Here is a 25,444-nt window from a genome sequence, read left to right on the forward strand (position 1 = left end):
TATGCACAAATTTGTCGAAAATATAATCGCATTTTCTTTACGGAATCACATTCTGGTTCTTTTTCTTACCGTCCTGTTATTCATCACCGGAATCGTTTGTTATATCAACACTCCGATAGAGGCCTATCCCGATGTGACCAATACACGCGTGCGTATTATCACCCAATGGCCGGGGCGGAGTGCCGAAGAGGTAGAGAAATTTGTGACTTTGCCTATCATGAAGGAGATGAACACCATACCCCGCAAAACGGATGTACGCTCGACTTCCTTATTCGGGCTATCGGTCGTTACGGTTATTTTCGAAGACGGCGTAGATGATTTCTTTGCACAGCAATATTCCTCCAACAGGATGCAGGGGCTGGAACTGCCCGACGGAGCCGAATCTTCCATCGAGCCACCATCCGGTGCTACGGGAGAAATATACCGTTATGTACTGAAAAGCGATTTGCCCATCAGAGAAGTGGCTGCCATCAACGATTGGGTTGTTGAACGCGAATTATTATCTGTGCCCGGTGTGGCCAGTATCGCCAGTTTTGGGGGAGAAGAAAAAATATTCGAGATAAAGGTTAACCCGTCCGAGCTGAACAACTATAATTTATCTCCATTAGAGGTGTACGACGCCGTATCGAAAAGTAATATAAATGTCGGGGGTGACATTATCCAGAAAGGTAGTCAGGCTTTTGTAGTAAGAGGTATCGGTTTGTTGGAGAGTATTGAAGATATTGAGAATATACTGATAGAAGTAAAAGGCGGTACCCCTATCAGGGTGAAGCAGGTAGCTTCGGTAAGTGTTTCTTCCAAGCCCCGTTTAGGACAGGTAGGGCTCGATGATGAGGATGATGTAGTACAAGGGATTGTTATCATGCTCCGAGGGCAGAATCCGAGCGAAGTTATAACAAATCTCAAAGCAAAAATAGAAGAACTGAACGACCGGATATTACCCGAAGAAATAAAAATAGAGCCTTTCTTAGACCGCACAACCTTAGTGGATTCGACAGTGCATACAGTTATGAAAAATCTGCTGGAAGGAATTATATTAGTTTCCATAGTTGTTTTCATCTTTCTTTTTAATTGGCGTACAACGTTAATTGTAGCAACTGTCATTCCACTTTCGTTTCTTTTTGCAATCATCATGCTGCGGATACAGGGGCTTCCGGCCAATCTTATTTCAATGGCTGCATTGGACTTCGGTCTCTTGCTGGAAGGAACCCTCGTTATAGTCGAGATAATCTTTGTGGCACTGGAAAAACGCTCCGAACAGTTGGGAATGCGTTTTACAAGAATATCTAAAAACGGCATTATCAAAAAAAGTGCAGGGAGCGTAGCATCGCATATCTTTTTCGCACAAATTATACTTGTAGTAGCACTTTTTCCCATATTTTCTTTTCAGAAAGTAGAAGGAAAGATGTTTTCACCATTGGCTTTCACACTCGGATATGCGTTGCTAGGCTCCCTGATACTTTCGCTTACCTATGTGCCTGTAATGTGTAAAGTACTGCTGACAAAACCTGTAAAAGAAAAGTCGAACGTTATCAGCCGTTTCTTTATCAGTAACCTGCATAAGGTATATACATTCAGTTCAAGGTATAGAAAAGGCACGCTGCTTGCTTTCTGTATATTATTGGTTATCTGCACAGTACGTTTTACTTTCTGGGGTACAGAATTTATTCCGAGTATGAACGAAGGAGCAATCTATATCCGCGCCACATTACCGAATAGTGTCAATCTGGATGAATCGGTGAAGATAACAAAGGAGATGAAAGAAAAACTCCGCCGGTTTGATGAAATACAATTTATACTCTCGCAGACAGGCCGCCCGAACGACGGTACCGACCCGACCGGATTTTTCAACATTGAATTTCATGCCCAACTAAAACCGGAAAAGGAGTGGAAAAGGAAAATAAATAAAGATGACCTGATTGCCGAAATAAACGACTCCATTAATATCTACCCCGGTGTTATCCTTGCCTTTAGCCAGCCCATACAGGATAATGTAGAAGAATATGTTGCCGGAGTAAAAAGCTCGCTGGTGATAAAGATATTCGGGAACGACCTGCATCAGCTGGAAAATCTGGCAGACCAGACTGCCGCAGCCATAAAGGATGTGCAGGGAGTGGAAGATGTAAATGTATTCCGCAGCATCGGATTACCCGAATTACAAATAAAACTAGAAGAATCGAAAATGGCCCGCTATGCCGTATCCATGGCCGATGCACAGGCCGTAGTGGAGATGGCTATCGGCGGTAAGGCAGCTACAAAATTCTATGAAGAAGAACGTACTTTCGATGTACAGATACGCTTTCAGAAAGAATTCCGCGATAATGAAGATAAGATAGGCAATATCCTCATCCCTACCATGGACGGAAAACGTGTACCACTGAAAGAAATAGCGGATATAAAATTCATCACAGGCCCTACCTTTATTTACAGGGAAGGCAGCAGTCGCTATGTAGGAGTAGGATTCAGTATACGCGACAGGGATTTAGGTTCTACGATTGCCGACGCCCAGCAGAAAGTGAAAGAAAAAGTAGAGTTGAAAACAGAGAATAAAATGGTCTGGGCAGGCGAATTCGAAAGCCAGCAACGGGCTACAGGCCGCCTGATGGTAATTGTGCCTGCTGTATTGCTTCTCATTCTGTTTTTGCTGTACCTCAATTTCGGCACGGTAAAAGATACGTTGATTGCAGCCAGTGCTATTCCATACGCATTTATAGGAGGATTCATCTCTTTATGGCTGACAGGAACCGTGTTCGGCATATCGGCAGGCATCGGTTTTATTATATTGTTCGGCATAACGGCCATAAACAGCATCCTGCTTATCGTACTCATGAAAGAACGGATGCAGCATACCCGCAACCTCCGTCTGGCTATAGACGATGCCGTCAGCAGTCGTATCCGTCCTGTACTAATGATAGCCCTGATGGGTTCAATGGGATTACTTCCGGCCGCACTATCGCATGGCATGGGTTCCGAAATACAAAAACCGTTGGCGATAATGATAGTTGGAGGTATACTCATTTGTATGATATTGTCTTTCACCGTGCTGCCGCAGGTATTCTATTTTGCTTACAGAAGGGATAAGAGGTTGAAAGATAAATAAATTGAAAAATACGTATCTTTAAGGTCACAGACCTTTTTATTATCTTTACCGATTATAGAACGAGAATAAGTTATAATTCGAAGATGTATCTTTGAAATACTATCTGTTACTTTATATTTTCATTATGGAATTACTTTTGGTAGAAGATAACAGCCGTATCAGTGAATTTGTTATCAAAGGACTGGAAGAAAGCGGATTTTCGGTTGTTTTGGCTGAAAATGGGGTCGAAGCCCGTGCCCTTATCAGCCAGAAAGAATGGGATATGATTCTGCTCGATATCATGTTGCCAGGCATAGACGGGATAGAATTACTCCAATATACCCGTTACAAAAAGATACACACTCCCATAATTGTGATAAGCGCTCTCGGCGACCCCGAAGATAAGATAAAAGCTCTTGATTATGGCGCAGATGATTATCTGACTAAACCTTTTCTTTTCAGGGAATTACTGGCACATATAAATGCATTGAGCCGCCGGGCAAAAATGAGTTATGACTTGTCTTCGGATATTTTGGAATGTGCAGACCTGAAAATGTATATAGATAAGCATAAAGTTGAACGCGCAGGTGATGAAATAAAGTTGACATTTCAGGAGTTTAAACTGCTTAAACTATTACTGGAAAACAAAGACAGGGTATTGTCCCGTACGGAGTTACTCGATACTGTATGGGGATTGAATTACGATACAAATACAAATGTGGTGGATGTTTATATTTCGTATCTGAGAAATAAAATTGACAGGGAAGGTCTGCCTAAATTGATAAAAACAATAAAAGGTCGTGGGTATATAATTCAATCGCAGGAATAATACTTACTATGAAAGTAAAGACACGATTAAGCTTATTCTGTTCATTGATATTCAGTATTGTATTTGCCATATTGGCTTTTTCTATTTACGGCTTATATTATAAAAATACAGAAAAAAGTATTTATAATAATCTTGACCAGACTGCACATATTTCCGCCCTTTTTTATCTGGAAGAAGATGAGTTGAGTGCAAAAGAATTCGATAAAATAAAGGAACAGTTCGAAGAAATTATTTCAGACTCATATTATCAGGTATACGATAAGAACAATCAGATAGCCTATGGGCTGGGCAGTCCGGATATACCTGTTTTGCTTCTCGATAAAATACGGAATGTAAAGCATCTTTCATTTAAATCCAACGATTATTTGTGTTATGGTATTTTCTATGAAGACAATCAAGGAGATTTTGTAGTTATCACCAAACAAAATAAAAGTGTTTTGGAGGAACAGGCCAATGCCTTGTTATGGATACTGATTCCTTTATTTCTGACTGGAGTATTAGCAATTATCTTATTGAGCAGATGGGTGGCAAATATGGCATATCGCCCATTCTCCGAAGCCATAACCGAAGTGAATAACATATCAACAAATGACTTGAATGTGCAGATCAATTCACCACAGACCAAAGACGAGTTACAAGACCTTATAGATACATTCAACAAGTTATTATCCAAAATATCAGAGACAGTCATAATTCAGAAGAATTTTGTGAAGTATGTTTCCCATGAATTTAAAACGCCTCTTGCGTCCATGCTCGGTAATATCGACCTCTTTTCGATAAAAGACCGTAGTCCGGAAGAATATAAACAGTTATCAGAAAAACTGATACAACAAATATTTCAGATGGAAGAGATATTAGATACACTTATTATTATATCCGATTTAAAAAAAGATGATAGTGATATATCGGAAACACGTATCGATGAACTTATATGGGAAATTATTGAGAAGTTGAAAGGAGTTCATCCTAAGTCAAAAATATTGGTTGATATCAATATTAGTCCCGAAGACGAAGCAATAATGCTTGTCAATATCGACCGTACACAATTACTAATTGCATTATTCAATCTGATAGAAAATGCCGTAAAATATTCGGGAAAAGAAATTGTTGAGATTACGCTTTCAATAAAAAATGAGAAACTTTGCTTATCTATCACAGATAAAGGTATTGGAATCCCAAAAGAAAAACTTAACCATATCAGCCAACCGTTTTACCGTGCCGATAATACAAATGAAATACAAGGGAGCGGTATAGGTTTATCTTTAGCTTTGCGAATCTTTGATAAAAATAATATTAAATATGATATAAAGTCTGAAATCAATGTGGGGACAAGAATACAGGTTTATCTTAATAATTAGCAGCAATAAATTATCCAACTGATTAATAATACTATAAATATCTGGAATAAAGAACTATAGCAATTATTTTCTGTTATAATAGAAGTCGAAGATGTTTATAATGTTTAATAATATCACTTCGATTCTTAGAAAAGGTCTTGAGTCAACCTTTAATATTCATAAAAATATCATTATATATACTGCATGTAATAATTTAAAAGCCTATAAATTATAAGATTTGAAATTTATAGGCTTTTGCTTTCGCTTGCTAGGAAACTATTTTTCTACATATCATTCCAGAGTTCGTATCATTCTTTCGATACAGTATTTTTCCCTTAATAGTATTCTGTCCTACAATTATATATCCGTAGCTGTACCTTTCTCTGCTCCAAAAAAAAAGCGCATGAACAACTATTATTCAAATACTTATGCAACCTATATACTTTCCGCTGTAATATCCTCAAATTCACAATTAAAATCTATCTTATACACAAACAGCTTTTCATGCTCTTCCACACCTTGTGCTATTCTGGATAGAGCATTAAAATTCTTTGTTTCAAAGCCTTGTAAAGTCTTGTAAACATCAGATATTATATCATAAGGAATTAATGCATTTTCTCTATTTGTTTCTGGGGCATTAGAAGATGTCTCTCCTATTACAAACGGATCAAAGACTAGAGTCGCACTTATCACAGCTTTGCATTCCTGTATTTTTTCCGTAATATCAGCACATTCGGGTATAGAAATTCCGACTAGAGCACATGGATATGTTATAGGCAAAGCCTCTCCTTTTTCAATCCGCTTTAATTGCCCTACATTAAGTTCAATCCCGTTCAGAGCCGGAACTTCTGATTGTAACCGTTTCATTACATCTGTATACACTGTTTTCATTTTTATATATTTTAATTAATAAATCTATCCTATAGATAAATGAAGATTGAGAATATAACAGCAAAAAACAATTATTTTATATCACACTGAATATAAGAGAATTAAAAATATAAAACAGTTAAAACTTTGATTTTTATTTAAAAACTGTCATGAAAATGAAATGAGTTTATCTATACATCGAATAAGCAGAAAATGAACGTATATTATATTACAAGCAGATCATTTTCGGCGTATTATAGATAATTATTTATTAACAAGATTCATTTTAATTAAAAGAATTATGGCAGAAAGAACAATTTTAAAAGCGCGTGTTCAAAGTATTTCATTTGCAGACCCTATTAAGTCTGAAGCAGAATTAACATCCGTTGTTTGGGAAGAACAACCATTGACTCTTCGCGATGACGAAGTATCTATTGTGGAGGCAGAGCCTGAAGCTAAAGAGGTTTTCTCTCATGAAAACGATGCTCCTGAAGATTATGACATTATTGGAGGCGGCCTGACTGTTACGGGTTCATTTATCAAAGCAGATTATGATAAAATGGCCGAGCTTTTTGGAGGTGTAGTTTCAGGAACAGGAGAAGAAACTATGTTTAAGCGTAATGCGACAAAAACGCCTCTGGAAAAAGCGATAAAATTTGAGCTAAAAGATGGTTCAAGCATCATTCTCCCTAACACCAAGGGATATGTATTATTGAATCTGAATGCAGGAACTGATGGAATACTGAAACATCCATTCAGTTTCAAATCAATGGCTCAGAAAGATTTCAATTATGATATCATAATTAAATAATTTGTCAGGCAGCACCTGATTGTATGTAGAACATTTTAACAAAGGTAAATGATGACCAATACAGACAATGTTAGATTAGCTGCCGCAAATTTATTGTTAGACAGGGGTGTGAGGTATGTAATATCAGACGCACCTCTGTTTTGGCAATTACTGCGGCTCAATAGAATAGAAATACATCCATTAAAGGCAGGCACACTAATAGAAATTAGTAGGATAATTGATGAGAATAAGCTAGATAAAATAGAGACAGCAGACGAAGCATTCAATAGACTGAATCCAATAGTTATGTTAATTGCTACGGCTATATTGAACCATCGGATTAGGATAAAATATCTATCAAAAATTCTCACCCGGATTTTATTATGGAAAATTCCCCTCAATGTTTTGCTAAGTATTTTCTATCATATTGCTCAAGTAAATAATCTAACGGATTTTACAAATATTACCAGATACTTCAATCATCAGGTGAAGATGCTGATGAATCCGAAGATTTAGGGTCAATAAGAAATGGGGAGTTAACAGGCTATACAGATGGCCTTCATAGCCCCTTTGGTTTTATAGGGCAATTAAAAGAAAAACGAGGATATACCCTCAAGTATATTCTTTGGAAAGAACCTTTTATCAATTTCCTTTTGGAAATGGCAGATGCCCCACGCTATGTAAGAGGACGACGACCTGCTCCTGTAGTAGAATCGTCTAATGGATTAAAACAAGTATTAGGAAACAGAATAAAACGAATATAGTATGGCAGATAAAATTCCTGTAATAAAAATCAGTAATAAGGATGAAGAAAAAACGTATGAAAAAGCTATAAAACAAATAGAATATTTATTTAAGAATATGGATAAGCTATTATCCGAATTAAATAGCTCTTCATTAAAAAAAGACAGGGCAGAAATCTTGTTAAACGTTATCAACTCACTTGAGAAGACGATACAAGATTCCAAATCAATATTATTGTTTGATAAAAATAAGAATGAAGAAGCATTAAAAAAGCTTTCGACTTTAAAGAAACAGCTTAGTGAACCTGTTAAATCTAAATTAGCGAAAGATGATTCATTGTCGAATCCAAATAAAGAAAATGTCTCAAACCCTTCATTTCTTGATTATAAGACATTAATATATGAAGGAAAATTAGATAGTTCCGGCTCTAAACAAGGTAAGAACAAAAAAGAAGTCAAGCTAAAGAAAGCAAAAGATGAATTTGATGAAATCAAACAATTTCTCGCAAAGGAGTATAGTGAGTTAGAAAAATTTGAAGAAAAACATAAGGTAAAAGCAACCGAGCAGCGCACACAGTTGATAGAGATTGATAATAAAGCAACAAAAAAATACGAAGATGCTGTTGAAAAGGCGAATAAAGAGCCTACAGGCATATTTGGAAAAGCTGCAAAATGGGGAGAAAATCAATTAAATAAAGCAAAAGATCTTGTATCCCCGATCACCAGTTTGATATCACCAATCTCTGGTTACGTAAAAATCGGAATGAAAGCTTGGGATGTAGGAAAGAAAATATTTACGCTTAATAGTAATCTTAACAAAGAAATAGATGCTTTTAAACGTGAACTCGTAGAAATTGCTGAAAAATATGATATAATACGTATTGGCGCAATAAAGAATGGGAAAAGTATAAGTGACAGTCTTTTTAGTACAGATTTATCTAATCGTTTAACAAAAGGAATGGATGGCTATAATGCAGCTATACAAAAAGAACAGTCCTTAATGGAAAAGCTTGGCAATACCCATATTGTCGTTGGCAAAAAAAAGAAAAAGTTTATGGGGCTTTTCAATTATAAGACTGTAGAAATTACAGAAAGCGTTCTTACTGGCTATAAGAAAGTTTTAGGTACAGAAGAAGATTTAATCGATAAGACTACAGGGCGGATAAACAAAGATATGGCAAATGCCCTGCTTAATAGTGGTAAGCTAAGAGATGATGCAAAAAAAACCATTGAAAATATTTTAGCAGCCCAAGAAGCAGCTGATGCCGCAATGGCACAGGTCAACGAAGTTCTTCAGAGCGTGGCAGGAAACATCGGAACCAGTTTGCAAACAGCACTTGTAGATGCTTTTAAAGCAGGAACAAGTGAAGCAGAAGTGTTCGGTAAATCCATATCAGATATTTTAGAGAATTGGATTGCCCAAACTATGTTCTCTGCTGTTTTTGGATCGCAACTAAAGGAACTGGAAGATAGGATGAAGAAAACAGTCGATAATGATGGCGACATAAGTGAAGACATTGTCTGGTTTTACAAGAATTATCAATCTGGAGTTGATAAATTTAATAAAGGGCTTTTTGATGCAAAAAAACAGATAAAAGATAGTTCCGGACTTGATATTTTCTCTACCGATATTCCCCAACCTACTACAGGGAAAGGTCTCGCTTCCATAACACAGGATTCTGCAAATCAGCTCAATGGCAGTTTCGAAAACATGTTGCGCTACACGAGTGCTATTCATGATAATACAGAACAGTCGCTACTGGTGCATCGGACAATGCAATCGCAACTCAATCGCATCGCCGATAATACTGAGTATTGCCGCTATCTGGAAAATGTAAAAAATAGTCTTGAAGAAATACAAACGAAAGGAGTGAAACTGAAATCATGAGTAAAGAAAGTTGTATAATAGACGGGAAAGACATAGCTGATTTTGGCATGTTTATCCTAAAAGGGGGAGACTATGACCTCCTCCCCTTTCCGGAACGGATAGAACCGACGCAAAATGATTGGTATGAAGAAGATGGGGTAGATGTAGACCTCAGTGAAGTGTTTTTTAAATCCAAAAATGTGACTCTTAATTTCTATATATCGGCAGACACAGTGGCTGAGTTTGAATATAACCTCGACTATTTTCATCGGTTGATAAGTAAACCCAAACCAAGAAAATTCTATATCCGCGAATTTGGAAAAGAATTTGCTTTACGTTATATCTCTTGTCCATCGTATACCCAAAACAGTGGCCTTCTTGTAAATGGAAGGAAAAGTGGGGAAATAAGTGTAAACTTCACGATGGATAACCCGTTACACTTATTCTCTAAGCCGCAGAATCTTATTCCAAATATATCCCGGCCTTCGTTATCGTATGTGGAGATAAATGATTATGACCTTTCTAAATTCGGTATTATTGTGAACCAGTGTTACAATACAGCCTTAAATCTGTCGGGGGCAAAAGAGCCGTTAGTAAAGACTTTCGAAAAGCAAAGCGGAGCGGATATACTTTACCCCGAAGATGCTAGAGAGATACGACAGACATTGAAAAATAAGCAAATAGTTATAAAGTGCACTATGATAGCCGATTCGCGTGAAACATTCTATTATAATTATGAAGCTCTATTCAATAACCTGACGAAACCTGAACCGATACTGCTATCCACACAATACGAAGATTTTGAATGTTACTATTCGGCAATGCAGAATTTCGAAAAGTTAGAGCCATTCAGTAAACGGATAAAAGTAAAATTCGACCTCGTACTGACAATTGTAAAACCAAACCGCCCTGTACGTGTATTGGCTGCCGAAGACGGCAGACCAATGATGACCGAAGACGGTAGGTATCTGATTTTAATTTAAAAAAGTAAACCCTAATTGATAATTCGTAAACTTCAAAAGAATGGAAATAACACTATATATTCCCAAAGACAATAAATTTGAGGAACTGCTAGTAAACGTAGACGACAACAGCTACCACTACAGAGAGATAATGAGTGACGACAATGTTATTCTCAATTTCTCGCTTGCCGATTTTATAGACTTGCCTGTTGGCACTTATTTTATGTATAAGGGAGTTCATAAATATACACTCTATAGTCCCGAAAATTTTAAAAAGAACCATAGCCAACACTATGATTATACCCTGACATTGGAATCAGAGCAGGCGCAACTGAAGACTATAAAATTCAAAATGTTTGTAGCAAAATATGAGAACGGAATTGCCACAAAGATGGATACTGCGCCGCGCCTGAAATTCTCATTTACAGGTACGCCTTACGAATTTGCTAAGTTGATGGCCGACAACCTCAACCTTAGCGGCAACGAAACAGGCTGGAAAGCCAATGAGAACACCTGTATAAAAAGCGAACGAGTAACTCTCGACTTCAACCACGACTACTGCTTTGATGTACTGTCACGTATTGCCGAAGCCTTCAATACCGAATGGGAGATAGAAGGGCGCGAGATACGCTTTGCAAAAGTGGAGAAAATGAAGGAATCGGCTATCAGCCTCTCATATGGTTACCAGAGAGGGATATTGGGAGGTATACAACGTCGGCAGTTCGACACGTCGAAGGTAATAAACCGCGTGTGGATACAGGGTGGCGACCGTAATATCCGCTGGGACGAATATGGGAGCGAAACCCTACATATGCCTATAGACAACACGGTGCGCTTTGATGGTACATACTTTGACGATGATGCCGCCAATGCGGATAAATTTGACTCTGAAAAGGCGGTAGAATACCACACCGATAGCACAGGCTGCTATGTGGAGCGCACCGACCGAAAAGGCCCTTTGCTGGAAGACAGCCTCGATGTATCGAAGGTGTATCCTATGTGGGAAAGTAAAGTGGAGAAGGCAGAAAAAGGTACAACCAACGACTTCTGGTATTTCTGGGACAGTAAGATACCAGACTCACTCAACTTTTCGAAACAGGCGTTGCCTGAGGAGAAGATGACGGTTATTTTCCAGACGGGAATGCTTGCCGGCAGAGAGTTTGAAGTAGTATATATGCATGATGAACCGAATGTAAAAAAACGCTTCCAGCTGATACCGAAGGAAGAAAACGGCCAGACTGTTCCCGATAGTTACCTATGTCCGAAAGAAGGTGATGTATATGCTGTATTCCATATAAAATTGCCGGTGGAATATGTGGAAGATGCCGAAAGACGTGCCCGCAATGAGGCGATTAAATACCTTTACGAAAACTCGCTGCCGAAATATACTTACGACTGGCAGCTCGATGGCATCTATGCCAAACGTGAATGGGGAGTAAGCGGCGGTATGTTGGGCTGCGGCAACTTTGTGAAGTTCAGTGACCCGCAATTCCTTTCCGAGCCTGTAGATATACGTATAACAGCTGTAAAAACCTTGTTGTCGTCATCTCTTTCGCCACAAATCACGATATCTAACAATGTGTCGGGTAAATCGCTGGGTAGCATTATCAAGGAAATTCCGGCTAAAGAGCAGGAGATAGAAAGGGGTAAGCAGGAAGCGATAGAGTTTTCGAAGCGCCGTTTCCGCGATGCTAAAGAAACAATGGAGATGCTGAAAGAATCACTTCTTAATTTCTCGGAGGGAGTTAATCCTATCACCGTGCAAACCATGATGATGCTGGTAGGCGATGAAAGCCTGCAGTTCCGCTTTGTGGATAATCAAAATAAACCAGTTAAGGATTCTCAATTCGTATATGATCAGGAAAACAAAAAACTGATAACGGAAAACAAGAATACATATCTGCAGCATCTGACTTTGGGAATCAAAGACATTACTTCCGAAAATGGAAAGAAAAACGAATATAAGACATGGCAGATGCCAGCTTCGGGATGGGAATCGGACGTTATTACTGATGCCGATGCAAAATATTATCTGTATGCTAAATGCCGCAAAAACGGATCGGAAGGTATTTATCAGATAAGCACCACTGCTATAGCCATGGATAAAGAAGACCTACCGGATTATTACTTCCTTGTTGGCATCTTAAATTCGGAGTTTGAAGGAGTAAGAAGTTATGTGCCTTTATCCGGATTTACAGAAATATTACCGGGAAGGATAACAACAGACAGAGTAGTATCGGCTGACGGAGAAAGCTTTATGGACTTGGCAAATAATGCTTTTAGGATTGGGGATGAGAATAGTAGCTTGGATTGGAATGTGAGTGAAGATGAGCAGTTGAGTATTAGAAACTCGAATTTTGAGATAAAGGATGCTAAAAATGAAAGCATAGCTAAGATAGATGGACTAAGTGGAGCTGCGATGTTTGGCAAAGGACAGAATATATTTAATGCTGATGGCTCCTTTTCTTTTGCAAATAATAATTTCTTGTATGATTTGATTAATGGGCTGGAGATTACGGGAAAGATTGAAAGCAATAAAGAAGGACGTCGATTTGTTATAGACCCAGAAGAAAGAGCATTTATAATGAAAAATGGTGATGATAAGGAACTCGCTAAGATGTCTTTCAACATAGTAGGTGAAAGATTATTCCCTTATTTACAACTAAGTGAATATGAGGGTGATAGAATTCGAAGGGAAACATTATTGCATACGGAACTTTTATGGCTAACATACTACGTTAGAGATGAAAGAAGATTATCGTCGATGCTTATGCCAGGCGATATTTTTTTGAGAGGAGAATCTTCATTCTCTGTATCGACCATAAATGATCCCCTGAAAGTTATAATGAAAAACTTACCAACTGATGGCCAATTATTGGAACCAGGACAATTGTGGAGAAATGGAAATGAGTTAAGAATTAAATAACTCTTAGCTTTATTGAGGATATTGTGTTGGGTCTGATTTATCAGTTATACGAATACCAGTTAATGAAGATTCTAGTGCAAAAATATTCTTTGTATCTTTTATTAGAACAAAAGCGAAATCAGTTCGAACACAACCATTATAATCTGTAAAGAAGTATATCTCTGTTATAGATTTATCCTCTATAGGGATTTCGGCAGAGGACATTCCTTTTGATAAATTTCCTAATTCACCGAGCTTATAATATTTATTATCTTTTTTATATGCTGCAACACAATTAGGTAATACTACATCTGCACTTTGTACAAAAACAAAGCTAGTATAATCCTGTTTTTTTAATATAGCAATGTTGATAGAACTAATTAAATCTCCATAAGATGCAGAAATAGTCACCATTCCATCAGCTATGGCAGTTAATTCACCTGTATTGGAAACAGTGGCTACTTTTGTATCGGACGATTTCCATATCAACTCAGGCAGTTTTATATTACTTGGTTCATGAATTGTGGTTAGTTGATATTTATCGCCAATATAGAGGTCTTTATCCGGTTGGTTTATTTTTAGAGACGTTAGTATAACATGTTCTTTTTCATCATCACTCCCACAGGCAGTGAATAAAGTAAAGGAAAATACAAGTGATAATAAAAATAATAGTTTGTTCATAAATGTTTGATGTTTATTTTTTACAAATGTAGAGTTTTTTTTTATTGATTGATGTTTTTAGCCTGAATATTCTTAACAGATTATTCAGGCTATTTAAAAGAATTACAATGGAAAATATAGTAAAAGATGTTACGTTTGTTACTTTTTAACAATTCATGATAGGAATAGCAAATTCTGAGTTTGAGGAGGAAAGGAGTTCTGTGCCTTTATCCGGATCTACAGAAATATTGCCGGGAAGGATAACAACGGACAGGGTGGTATCGGCTGACGGAAAAAGCTTTATGGACTTGGCAAATAATGCTTTTAGGATTGGGGATGAAAGCAGTAGCTTGGATTGGAATGTGAGTAAGGATGAGCAGTTGAGTATAAGGAATGCAAATTTTGAGATAAATAATTCAAAAGGTGAAATTATTTCTCGTATAGACGGAGAGAGTGGGGCTGCTGTTTTTGGGAAAGGGAAAAACCAGTTTAAGGATGATGGTTCTTTTTCTTTTGCTGATGGGAATTTTCTTTACGATATAATTGATGGTTTATCTGTTATTGGTAAATTTCAAAGTAATAAGAACGGAAATAGAATTATTGTTAATCCTGAAACTAGATGCTTAGAAATGTATAATAAAAGTAATGAAAAAATACTCTCAATGTCTTTTACTGAGTATGAGAATGGTATTATACAACCACTTTTCGAATGTTATACTTATTCTGCAAATAAAGAGAAACTATATTCAACTCTAATAACAGGAGGAAGCGTAACAGTTCATAACATAACTAATAATGTGGCTTACTCGATTGATGCATCCAGTATAAAAGTCAGAGATTATGGTAGTTCAGGAGATGAACATCTATATATTAGCTATAATGATAATACAAAAAAGATGGAGATAAAAATGAAGTTGCCAGATAAAAATCCAATTTCAGGTGAAAGCAACTGGTTATATATGAAAGATGGTATTGTTAGAATTAGTTAATTAACAGGGTATTGTGTTGGGTCTTTGTCATCAACAACTGTACCTTTTGCATCAGATGGGATTGTAATTATATTCTTATATTTTGATTTTAGGGTGAAAGAATTATTTACTTTTATGACTTCACTTATATCAAAATAAAATATGACAATTTCTTTGATGTTATCATTTACTATAAACTCTTTTGAGTTTTCATTTTGCTTAATTTTTTCGCATTCTGCTATTTTTCTATATACTGAACCATCAAAATAACCAATAACAATATAAGATAGGTCTTTTTTATAGCTATTTTTTATTACAACACTTGTATAATCTTGTATTTTAGAAATAACTAAAGTAATGGAATTAGTCAAATCCCCATAAGATGCAGTAATAGTCACTACCCCATCAGCTATGGCAGTTAGTTTACCAGTATTGGAAACAGTGGCTATTTTTGTATCGGAGGATTTCCATACCAGTTCAGGCAGTTTTACATTGCTTGGCTCATGGGTGATAATTAGCTGATATGTATCACCAATATATAGGTCTTTATCTGGTTGATTTATTTTTAGTGAAGTTATTATAACATATTCTTTTTCATCATCACTCCCACATGCAGTGAATAAAGTAAGGGAAAATACAAGTGATAATAAAAGTAATAGTTTGTTCATAATAGTTTGATGTTTATTTTTTACAAATGTAGAGTTTTTTTTAATTGATTGATGTATTTAGCCTGAATATTCTTAACAGATTATTCAGGCTATTTAAAAGAATTACAATGGAAAATATAGTAAAAGCTGTTACATTTGTTACTTTTTAACAATTCATGATAGGAATAGCAAATTCTGAGTTTGAAGGTGTAAGAAGTTATGTTTCGTCATATGGTTTTACAGTCTTGCCTAAATGCATTGCTTATTGAAGCAATATAACAGAAATTGCCAAGGATTCATTCTCGTGTCATCTAAAGAATTTCGAGAGGTGGTTTATATCCATAACAAGAAACAAATCCTCTATTTTCCAAAAAAGCCAAAAAGCGACTCTCAAAAAAGATAGAAGCAAAACTAAATATTTGCTATTTTTGCATACGGATAACTATACCAAACTATAAGAAACATAAAACATTCGTGAATAAAATGCCTAAACAAGAAAATAAAAGGAAATCATCGAGTATTTCAGCAACCGAGACACGAAAATTAGTGCCAGCAGAGAATAACGGCAAATGGGGATTTATTGACGCCAAAACAGGCGAAGAGGTTATACCATTTATATATGAATATACCCATGCTTTTTCTGTAGGATTAGCATTGGTTAAATTAAATGGATGGTGGGGCTATGTAGATAAAACAGGAAATGAAGTTATTCCTTGTATATATTATCCCGCATGGTCGTTTACCAAAACGGGACTGGCAGCAGTATGTATAGAGGGCAAATGTGGTTTTATAGATCAGACAGGAAAACAAGTTATCCCGCTAATATACGATGATGCCAAATATTTTAATAAAGACGGTAAAGCAAAAGTAAAACTAGATGGCGAAACTTTCTTCATAGATGTGGATGGAAATAAGGTAGTATGACAGTTTTATATATCTTATTAATTTCGATATTCTCTATAACTGACAAATGAAAGTTCCTTATTTAGCCAGCGTAACTTTCTTACCTTTAAGAATGCTAATAGTATAAAATGCTAATCCTAACCACACAAAAGCAAAACAGATAAGATACTCCATTCCGAATGTTTCGTTATAAACAAATATTCCCAGAAGCAATTGTAGTGTTGGGCATAAATACTGAATAAAACCCATTGTGGACAGCGGAATAACCTGTGCAGACTTTCCGAACCAGAAAAGAGGAATGGCCGTAATAAGACCACTAAGAATTAGCAATGAACTTGTCAGGGCAGATGAAGGGAAGAAAGGTATTGCCGGACCAGCATCGGCACTGTAAATTAAAAATGCTAAAGCAAACGGAAAAACTACCATTGTCTCTACTGTAAGTGCAGGCATGGATTCAAGATTCGCTTTCTTCTTTAACAATCCATACAGTCCGAAGGTAGTGGCAAGAAGCAACGATATCCATGGGAATTTGCCGTAACTAATTGTAAGATATACCACACCAATTAGAGCCAGTAAAACGGCTATCTTCTGCATAATTGCCAATCGTTCTTTTAAAAATATATAGCCTAGAAATACGTTTATCAACGGATTGATATAATACCCCAGACCTGCCTCAACAATATGGTTACTTGCTACAGCATAAATATATATCCCCCAATTGGCACTGACAACAAATCCGGCCAACCCTAACCTCAACAAAAGTTTGGGTTGCTTTACGTAACTCATAAATGTTTGCCGATTGGTGAAAAACACCCAGATAAAGAGTATTACAAAAGACCATACTATACGATGAGCAAGCACATTGACAGCAGGCACGCCTGTTATCAGTTTCCAAAAGATAGGAAAAAGTCCCCAGAGTATATAACAGCCCAACGCATAAATAATACCCTGATTATAACTTAACTTTTCGCGGTTTGACGCCATTGTTCAGGTGTAATTTGAATGCGTAAAGGTAGGAATTCCGTTCAAAAGATTATTAATAGTTTATGTTTTCATTTCATATCCCGAAGAAAATCTGAAAGATTGACATCTCTGTCCAGATTCATTTTTTTTCGTAAGCGGTATCGGTTAACCTCCACGCCCCGGATAGATATATTCAGCAGAGGAGCTATTTCTTTCGTAGACAGGTTCATATTCAGATAAGCACAGAGAATTTTATCATTACGGGTCAGTCCCGGGAATTTCTCATCCAGAAGTTTAAAAAAGTCCTGATGTATAATATCAAAATTAGACTGGAATACTTCAAAATCACTGTCTTTTTCTATATTGCTGTTTATCTGACTAATCAGGCGCACTACTTTTTGTCTAATGGTGGTTATATCCTTTTCTTCATCAATTGCTTTAGATATGCTCACGGCATTCTTCTTTACATCTTCCAGCATTTCATTTTTCCTGATAATGTTCAGTATATAACCGTTAAGTTCCTGAGTTTTATAATGCAATTCTGTTTTCAGATTTTCATTTTGAAGTTCATATATTTCCTGATCCTTAATCTTATTCTCTTCCGCATGCCTTTTGCTTTGATAAATAAGCTCTTCTCCCTTTTCACGGATTATCTTTTTTTGCTTGCTTATGGTTTTCTTGTACAATAAAAAAAACAGGGCAACAATAATCAATAAATAGAAAATGTAAGCAAAAGCAGATCTGTACCAAGGAGGCAAAATCCGGAATTCAATTCCGGTTATTTGGGATATTTCATTTTTTCCCTTGATCGCTTTTACTTCAAAAGTATATATGCCTTCATGCAGGTTGGTATATTCTTTCATCGTTATTGGAGACGGGATGCTCCACTCTTCGTCTAATTCTTTTAATCGGTAAGAATATAGTAACTCTGCCCCTGAGTAATCTGTTGCAGCAAAATGTATGCTTAACGAGTTCTGAGAATATGGCAATGTAATCCGTTCAGCTGGCTTTCCATAGCTGATGACACTATCATTACGGTTGCTGACAAATTTCTTTATGAATACATTCAAAGGTTTCTCTTCTCGATTCGCTTTAGAAATATCTATTTTAACAAATCCATTATCTATGGAAACGATTGCAGTTTCGGAGTCGAGAAGCTGAACATTCTCATGATTGATAATTAATTCATCTGACAATCCCCAATCATATGCAGGAAGTGTATAACCTTCAGGTGTGCACGGTTTGTACTTAAGCTTTTTATCATGCACGTACCATATATTATTCATCTTATCAACATACAGATATTCATAGAACTGTGCTCCTTCAAGCATAGATTCAAGTTCCGTATAATGAGAAAAACTATCTGTTATATAACTATATTGATAAATACCGTCTTGCCCGCATATAATAAGGTTTTTATCAACTCTTCGGAAAAACACATTCCCTTCTACTTTAGAATCACCCAAAAGATAAGTCTTCTGGTTTATGATTTTCTCAAACCTGTTATCAAATTTTATTTTCTGTACATTTTGTGCGCTATTGGCAATCCAAAAACTATACGGATCCACATCATCCTGTATAAATCCCCTACCCGAATTTGTAAAATTTTCTATTCTATGCGAATAGTACCATCTGTTCCCCTTTTTTTTCAAAATATTGAGACCAAAATAAGTTCCGGCTATCATTTTATCTTCATCTACTATCACCGGGTGGGTTTCCCATGCATTTACCATATCTATTTTATAATTTCTGTCCTTGGAAATTACCATTATACCATTATCACCGGAACAAAACAATGAATTATCATAAGACATCATCGACCATATCTGCCCTTCAGAACCTTTAATCAACCTATATTTTCCGTCCTTACCGATTGTATACAATCCCTGATTAGTTCCCAGATACAGATCATCGTTAAATACCTGTGAGCAATAACCCACCCCTATAGGCGATACGGTTGCAAACAGAGGACGTATGGGTGAATTCATATCCAGCAGGCTAAGTCCTTTGTCTAATCCCAGCCATAAATTTTGGTCTTTATCGAAGAACGATCTGAGTACTGTATTGTTTTTAAGTCCGTTATCCAGATTATATATTTCTTTATAAGCCGGATCTTTCATATCAAAGAGAAAGACACCATGTTGTACCGAACCCAGCGCTATTTTGCTGTCTAAAATGGAAACACTGAAAAGTTGTGTTTCCTTGATAAAATCATCCGCTATAGATTGTACTTTCTGAATACCATTATCGTCGAGCAAGTACATCCCCATGCGGGCAGTTGTAACAAGTATTTTGTTCTCATAGGGAAGTATGCTTACAAGTTTTTGGGTTAATAATTGGGAACAGGATTCTACGAACACGGGTGACTTATCACTGTCCAGATAAAAAACCCCTGCCGGTGTGCCTATGTAAATCCGATTACCTATCAACTCTGAGCAGTCTATCTTTTTATCTATTCTGATAGTTTCCACTATATTTTGATCATATACGTGTATATCTTTGTCACTTACATAATATACCAAATCTTTATCTACCACAATATTCCATACTTCGCCTATGTGTTTCGTTTTTTCCGATAATGATTTATAGATTAGTAATCCGGTATTATCAGGCTCAAAATAGCCAAATTCCGAACTTCCTCCTACATATATACGATTACCTACTATCTTAAGAGACCTCAATACCCTATTTTTTACAGCATATAGAGTCCAATGAACTGCATCGAATTCCAGTAGTCCGTTAGAATTGGCGCAGTATATCCAACCTTTTTCAGATTGGTCAATCATCCAGTTTTGAAACCCTGCCTTATATTGATTCCGTTCGTAATTAACTATCCGGCGTTGCCAAACAGGAGAAGAATGCCCTAATAGAGAGAAAAAGAACAATATTAGAATAATGATGTTTCTCATAACCGCACACATTGTAATAATCAAATATACGAACTTCATCTTAAAAAATGTTATCTGCAAATAACTATTTTAGTAATATATTGATTATCAAATAATAGTAATTTTAATGTAGTAGTGTTGTAGTATTAAAAATAGTTAATGTTTGAGTTTTTGAAGTATTAAAATATTTTAAAATTCTAAACAAGTAGGCCTATATTTGCATTACAAATTACATAAAACCTTTAAGATAAATTAAAAAAATCTAAGTATTCAACCTTAAATTAACAATCATGAAGAGAAATCCCTTCTTATGGAAGTTACTTCTTATCCTTCCATTATTTTTATCTTCTCTGGCTGTATCCGGGCAAACGTTCGGAGTGAGAGGAACTGTCACAGATGCGCCTACAGGAGAAACTCTAATTGGTGTATCAGTAGCCGAAAAAGGAACAACTAATGGAGTAATGACCGATATCGACGGCCAATATACCATTAATGTACAATCGGGTGCTACCCTAGTATTTTCATATGTCGGATATGTAACCCAGGAAATAAAAGTTACCGGAGAAACATTGGACATAGTAATGGGTCCTTCCCCACAAATTCTTGACGAAGTCATTGTAGTGGGGTATGGCGTACAAAAGAAAAGTGTCACAACGGCCGCTATCAGCAGTATCAAAGCCGATGATCTCGGCAAAATGTCTCCTACGCGTGTAGAGAATGTTCTGAAAGGGCAAGTATCGGGAGTACAGATTACAACAAATTCAGGGCAACCGGGCTCCGAGTCGAAAGTCCGTATCCGTGGTACAGGTACTACCAACAATAGCGACCCTCTATACATTGTAGACGGTATGGCTGTTTCAGGTGGTATAAGTAATCTCAACCCTACAGATATAGCTTCTGTAGAAATTCTAAAGGATGCAGCTTCTGCTGCTGTATATGGAGCACGTGCTGCTAATGGTGTAATCCTGATTACGACCAAAAGCGGTGTTCAGGGAAAGACTAAGATTAATTATGATTTCAGCTACGGATTTCAGAATCCATGGAAGAAGAAATCAGTATTAAATGCCGAGCAATACATGATTATCCGTAACGAGATGAGAGTAAACGGTGGTGAAACTCTTTTATATTCAGGAGATCAGATTACTGCAGCCCGAAATGGACAGTCAGTGAACACAGACTGGCAGGACGAAGTATTTAACGATAATGCGCCTGTTGTAAGCCACCAGATAAGCGTTTCGGGAGGTAATGATAAAATATCGTATTTCCTTTCTTTAGGATATTTCGATCAGGATGGAATAATCGGTGGTAACTATGGTATGTCAAATTACAACCGTTGGTCTATTCGTTCCAATAATACCTATGAAGTTCTGAATGCTGAAAAAGAGAGAAATTTCCTTAACAAAGTTAAGGTGGGAACAAATATTAGTTATGCCAGAGCCAAGTCTGTAGGAGTGCCGGGAGGAGTAAATTCCGAGTTCGGTTCAGTACTAGGTAGCGCCATCGGACAAAGCCCTTTGGTTAGCGTATATGCAAATGACGACGATGCTGCCGCTATTCTGGCCGCACACCCTACCGCTGTCATAAATAAAAATACCGGTAGAGTATTTTCTCTACCTCCGGATGGATTTCAGGAGATAGTAAACCCACTTGCTCTACTTAACCGCCCTGAAAGAACAAAAAATAATGAAGACAAAATTATCGGTACTTTCTTTGTTGAAGTAGATGTGTTGAAAGGTCTTAAGTTTAAATCTACTTACGGGTTCGACTTGGCATTTTGGGGCGCAGATGCATACAGATATCCATATTATCTCTCTGATATGACTAAGGCCGAAACTGATGTTTTATCTTATGCCTCATCGCAAATGAACAGGTCATATACGTGGCAGCTAGAGAATACATTGACTTATAATTTCACATTAGCCGATAAACATAATTTCTCTCTGCTGGCAGGGCAATCGGCACAAAAATACAAACGTCGTTATCTCTACGGACAGGACTTCGATCTGATCTCTTTTGATCCTCATATGGCAGTTATAAATGCAGGTACGGCCAGACGTGACGATGAAAGGACAGAGGGTTATACTGAAATGAGCACACTTGCTTCTTATTTCGGACGTATTGATTATAACTTCAATGAAAAGTATATGCTTCAAGCAACCGTAAGACGCGACGGTTCTTCAAAGTTCGGACCTAATAATAAATGGGGGGTATTTCCGTCTTTCTCTTTAGGTTGGAATCTAATGAATGAAGAGTTTATGGCAAATATCAAGCCACAATGGTTCGATATGGCGAAATTTCGCGTAAGCTGGGGAGTAAATGGTAACCAAAATATAGAATCGTTCGGATATGCGGCTTTACTGGAAAGCGGGCAAAACTATTACTTTGGCACTGGTAAAGGCGAACACATGTATTCCGGAGCAAGTTCTGGACGTATTCCTAATCCTGACCTGAAATGGGAAGAATCTAAACAAACGGACATAGGTATCGATACCAGATTCTTTAAAGGCGCATTATCATTCACTTTCGATTATTTCCACAAAAAGACAACCGGCATGTTGAAAGAACAACCAATTCCGAGTTATGTAGGTAAAAAAGCGCCATGGGCTAATGCCGGAACAATGACAAACTCGGGAGTAGAATTTGATCTTGGATATCGATTTGCTGTAGGAGACTTTAATTTTGCAGTCAATGCAAATGCATCATATGTTAAGAATAAACTGATAGATCTTGGAACTCCAACAGGGGAAGAATCATGGGGTAACTCAGGTGCTTCCGGAGTGGAAAACTTTATATATGCAAAAAATGGCATGGTTTGGCCTTTCTTTTACGGATGGAAAACAGATGGAATTTTGCAGAATCAGGCTGAAGCAGACGAATATAATAACAAATACGGCACATCGGCTGTTCCAGGAGATGTTCGTTTCGCTAATCTTAATAATGATAATGCAATAGATGACAAAGACAGAACAATGATAGGTAAGGGAGCTCCCGATTGGACATATGGTCTGACTATCAATGTAGATTGGAAAGATTTTGATTTTACTGCTTTTTTCCAGGGAGTTACGGGAAGTGACATTTTCGATATTTCTCAAAGAGCTGATATTCCCGGTATCAACCGCCCTAGCTGGATACTCGACAGATGGGCTGGAGAGGGAACATCAAACAAAATACCTAGAGTGACATCTAAAGATATAAATCGCAACTGGAGAGTTTCTGACCTGTACGTAAAGAGCGGAGATTATTGCCGATTGAAAAATATCCAGTTAGGATACACTCTACCGGTTGCTATTACAAAAAAAGCAAGTATCGAAAGATTAAGATTATTTGTAGGTGCAGAAAATTTGTTGACATTCACAAAATACAAAGATGGCTTCGATCCTGAAATCGGGGACGGAAACCAAGGTGTCGACAAAGGTATTTATCCTCAATCACGTACAATTACTTTCGGTGCAAGTATTACATTCTAATCTCAAAATCCTATTACAATGAAAAAGAATATCATAAAAATAATGATTGCCGGAGCTATTCTGTTTAGCGCTACTTCTTGCGGGGATGATTTTCTGTCTGTGAATTCGTCTACACAGCCCGAGGTAGGAGGACCGGTTACAATGAAAACATTGAACCAGCATCTGGCTTCAGCTTACCAGATACTGTTACTAGATAATTATGCCAATGGCAATTATAATAGTTACATCCTCATGGGCGATCTTCGTTCCGATGATTTATATAAAGGCGGAGGAGAAGCTAATGATCAGGGTGCGCTGTATTTCCTTTCTCAATTCAAAAATACTCCTACAGATGTTCCGCAAGGATGGTGGTCTATCTATTATACCGGACTTACCAGATGCAATGAATTAATAGAAGCATGTAGCAATGTTATAGGAGTAACGCCTGAAACTGTGGCCACCACATTAGCAGAGGCTCATACTCTACGTGCCTTGTATATGCATCAGCTATGGAAAATGTGGGGAAATGTACCTTACTATGAAGTATCGGTACTTCCAAAACCATATTTGGCGAAGCAATTGAAAGCGGATGAGGTATATACAGAAATTATGGAAGACCTCGATTTCGCATTAGAAGGAGAAAAACTACGAAAAGTGGCGGATGAGTCTACTTTTGGGCGGGTAACCAAACCTATGGCACAAATGCTTAGAGCACGTACTGTAATGTATCAAAAAGACCAGACCCGTTACAATCAGGTATTGGCGGATATGGTAGAAATTATAGACAACCCGGCTTATGGCCTTATGGATGATTTGGAAGAAGTATTCTTAGCATCAGGAGAATTCTGTAAAGAATCGCTTTTTGAAACAAACCAGAAAGCAGATGGAAAAACCTGGAGTGAATCCTGGATTGGTTTCGGAACAAATCTTCCGGCATTCGTTTCACCTAACGGGCTTTCTGATCCTAATGATATTTTCCTTGCAGGTTGGGGATTTGCTCCTGTCCGCACTGAAGCATATAATATATATTCTGCTGATGATAAAAGACGTGATGCTACTATAAATGATTTCCGTACCGGAAAATATACTAAACGTTTTCAGGATACAGGGCTATTTATACGTAAATATGCAGCGCGTAAAGGATATAATGATGTAAAAGCAGGTGATGCTGATCTGAACTTCGATAATAATCTTCGTTTGTTTCGTCTGCCCGAAGCTTATCTGAATGCTGCCGAATTACTTGTGGGAGGAGCTACAGCTCCAGGTGCCGGAACCGCTCAGGAATATCTGGATTTTGTAAGAAGGCGTGCTTTTGGAGATAAGTTTGACCAGAATAAAGTGACGGCTACGCTTGATAATATAAAGAAAGAGCGTCGGCTTGAATTCATGGGTGAAGGTCTTCGCTATTGGGATCTTGTTAGGTGGGGAGATGCACCGACAGTATTGACGGAAAATATTCCTGCATTTTCTTCTGAAAGAACTTGGACAGCAGAGAAAAGTAAATATTTACCGATTCCTCAATCTGAAATAGACAGGACAAAAAATACTGACTTTGAACTTCAACAAAATCCTTACTAATTCATTACT

The 25,444-nt window shown here is 37.2% G+C and carries 17 protein-coding genes; 12 read left to right on the top strand and 5 right to left on the bottom strand.

Going from position 1 to position 25,444, the window contains the following annotated elements; translation table 11 throughout:
• The first annotated feature begins 1 nt into the window (after position 1).
• The 3 genes from K348_RS0102880 (at position 2) to K348_RS0102890 (ending at position 5,266) form a co-directional block, all read left to right on the top strand.
• Positions 2 to 3,100, top strand: coding sequence for an efflux RND transporter permease subunit (locus tag K348_RS0102880; protein WP_029902728.1), 3,099 nt, complete (start codon positions 2 to 4; stop codon positions 3,098 to 3,100).
• Positions 3,101 to 3,224: 124 nt separating this feature from the next.
• Complete coding sequence (locus K348_RS0102885; protein WP_029902730.1) at positions 3,225 to 3,908, top strand: response regulator transcription factor; 684 nt, start codon at positions 3,225 to 3,227, stop codon at positions 3,906 to 3,908.
• Between the two features lie 8 nt (positions 3,909 to 3,916).
• Positions 3,917 to 5,266, top strand: coding sequence for a HAMP domain-containing sensor histidine kinase (locus K348_RS0102890; protein ID WP_029902732.1), 1,350 nt, complete (start codon positions 3,917 to 3,919; stop codon positions 5,264 to 5,266).
• Positions 5,267 to 5,680: 414 nt separating this feature from the next.
• On the opposite strand, the gene K348_RS0102895 is transcribed toward K348_RS0102890, so the two are convergent.
• Positions 5,681 to 6,136 carry a hypothetical protein gene (locus K348_RS0102895; protein ID WP_029902734.1) on the bottom strand — a complete coding sequence of 152 codons (456 nt, stop codon included), beginning with the start codon at positions 6,134 to 6,136 and terminating at the stop codon, positions 5,681 to 5,683.
• Positions 6,137 to 6,416: 280 nt separating this feature from the next.
• Here K348_RS0102895 and K348_RS0102900 point away from each other — a divergent pair, with 280 nt between their 5' ends.
• The 5 genes from K348_RS0102900 to K348_RS0102920 all read left to right on the top strand — a co-directional run bounded on the left by K348_RS0102900 (position 6,417) and on the right by K348_RS0102920 (position 13,403).
• On the top strand, positions 6,417 to 6,926 hold the full coding sequence (locus K348_RS0102900; RefSeq protein ID WP_029902735.1) for a hypothetical protein: 510 nt from the start codon (positions 6,417 to 6,419) through the stop codon (positions 6,924 to 6,926).
• Between the two features lie 48 nt (positions 6,927 to 6,974).
• Positions 6,975 to 7,421, top strand: a complete 447-nt coding sequence (locus K348_RS0102905; protein WP_029902736.1) for a hypothetical protein — start codon at positions 6,975 to 6,977, stop codon at positions 7,419 to 7,421.
• 249 nt (positions 7,422 to 7,670) lie between these two features.
• Positions 7,671 to 9,536 (top strand): hypothetical protein, encoded by a 1,866-nt coding sequence (locus tag K348_RS0102910; RefSeq protein ID WP_029902737.1) that lies wholly within the window; start codon positions 7,671 to 7,673, stop codon positions 9,534 to 9,536.
• Positions 9,533 to 10,498 carry a hypothetical protein gene (locus K348_RS0102915; protein WP_029902739.1) on the top strand — a complete coding sequence of 322 codons (966 nt, stop codon included), beginning with the start codon at positions 9,533 to 9,535 and terminating at the stop codon, positions 10,496 to 10,498. The genes K348_RS0102910 and K348_RS0102915 overlap by 4 nt, the downstream gene beginning before the upstream one ends.
• Before the next feature lie 40 nt (positions 10,499 to 10,538).
• A complete protein-coding gene (locus K348_RS0102920; RefSeq protein ID WP_051697550.1) occupies positions 10,539 to 13,403 on the top strand; it encodes a hypothetical protein in 2,865 nt (954 codons plus the stop codon).
• A gap of 9 nt (positions 13,404 to 13,412) precedes the next feature.
• Here K348_RS0102920 and K348_RS18710 read toward each other — a convergent pair whose 3' ends face one another.
• The gene (locus K348_RS18710) at positions 13,413 to 14,063 is read right to left on the bottom strand and encodes an Ig-like domain-containing protein (RefSeq protein ID WP_051697552.1); all 651 of its coding nucleotides are present in this window, start codon (positions 14,061 to 14,063) and stop codon (positions 13,413 to 13,415) included.
• Positions 14,064 to 14,218: 155 nt separating this feature from the next.
• On the opposite strand from K348_RS18710, the gene K348_RS0102930 reads away from it, so the two are divergent.
• On the top strand, positions 14,219 to 15,031 hold the full coding sequence (locus K348_RS0102930) for a hypothetical protein (RefSeq protein WP_029902747.1): 813 nt from the start codon (positions 14,219 to 14,221) through the stop codon (positions 15,029 to 15,031).
• On the opposite strand, the gene K348_RS18715 is transcribed toward K348_RS0102930, so the two are convergent.
• Complete coding sequence (locus K348_RS18715; RefSeq protein ID WP_051697554.1) at positions 15,028 to 15,678, bottom strand: Ig-like domain-containing protein; 651 nt, start codon at positions 15,676 to 15,678, stop codon at positions 15,028 to 15,030. The genes K348_RS0102930 and K348_RS18715 overlap by 4 nt on opposite strands.
• A 462-nt stretch (positions 15,679 to 16,140) precedes the next feature.
• Between K348_RS18715 and K348_RS0102945 the strand changes: the two genes are divergently transcribed.
• Positions 16,141 to 16,581 (top strand): WG repeat-containing protein, encoded by a 441-nt coding sequence (locus K348_RS0102945; protein WP_051697555.1) that lies wholly within the window; start codon positions 16,141 to 16,143, stop codon positions 16,579 to 16,581.
• A 57-nt stretch (positions 16,582 to 16,638) separates the two neighbouring features.
• Here the strand turns inward: K348_RS0102945 and rarD are convergent, their stop codons facing one another.
• Positions 16,639 to 17,544: an EamA family transporter RarD gene (gene rarD, locus K348_RS0102950; RefSeq protein ID WP_051697557.1), complete on the bottom strand. Its 906-nt coding sequence runs from the start codon at positions 17,542 to 17,544 to the stop codon at positions 16,639 to 16,641.
• A 68-nt stretch (positions 17,545 to 17,612) separates the two neighbouring features.
• Positions 17,613 to 20,432: a triple tyrosine motif-containing protein gene (locus K348_RS0102955; protein ID WP_081852503.1), complete on the bottom strand. Its 2,820-nt coding sequence runs from the start codon at positions 20,430 to 20,432 to the stop codon at positions 17,613 to 17,615.
• Between the two features lie 269 nt (positions 20,433 to 20,701).
• Here K348_RS0102955 and K348_RS0102960 point away from each other — a divergent pair, with 269 nt between their 5' ends.
• Both K348_RS0102960 and K348_RS0102965 read left to right on the top strand, forming a co-directional pair.
• On the top strand, positions 20,702 to 23,878 hold the full coding sequence (locus K348_RS0102960) for a TonB-dependent receptor (protein WP_029902754.1): 3,177 nt from the start codon (positions 20,702 to 20,704) through the stop codon (positions 23,876 to 23,878).
• 18 nt (positions 23,879 to 23,896) lie between these two features.
• Entirely contained in the window at positions 23,897 to 25,435 is a 1,539-nt protein-coding gene (locus tag K348_RS0102965) for a RagB/SusD family nutrient uptake outer membrane protein (RefSeq protein ID WP_029902756.1), read from the top strand.
• The last annotated feature ends 9 nt before the right edge of the window (positions 25,436 to 25,444 follow it).

Origin of the sequence: Prevotella sp. 10(H) (assembly GCF_000711235.1) — a bacterium.
Taxonomy (GTDB): domain Bacteria; phylum Bacteroidota; class Bacteroidia; order Bacteroidales; family Dysgonomonadaceae; genus Dysgonomonas.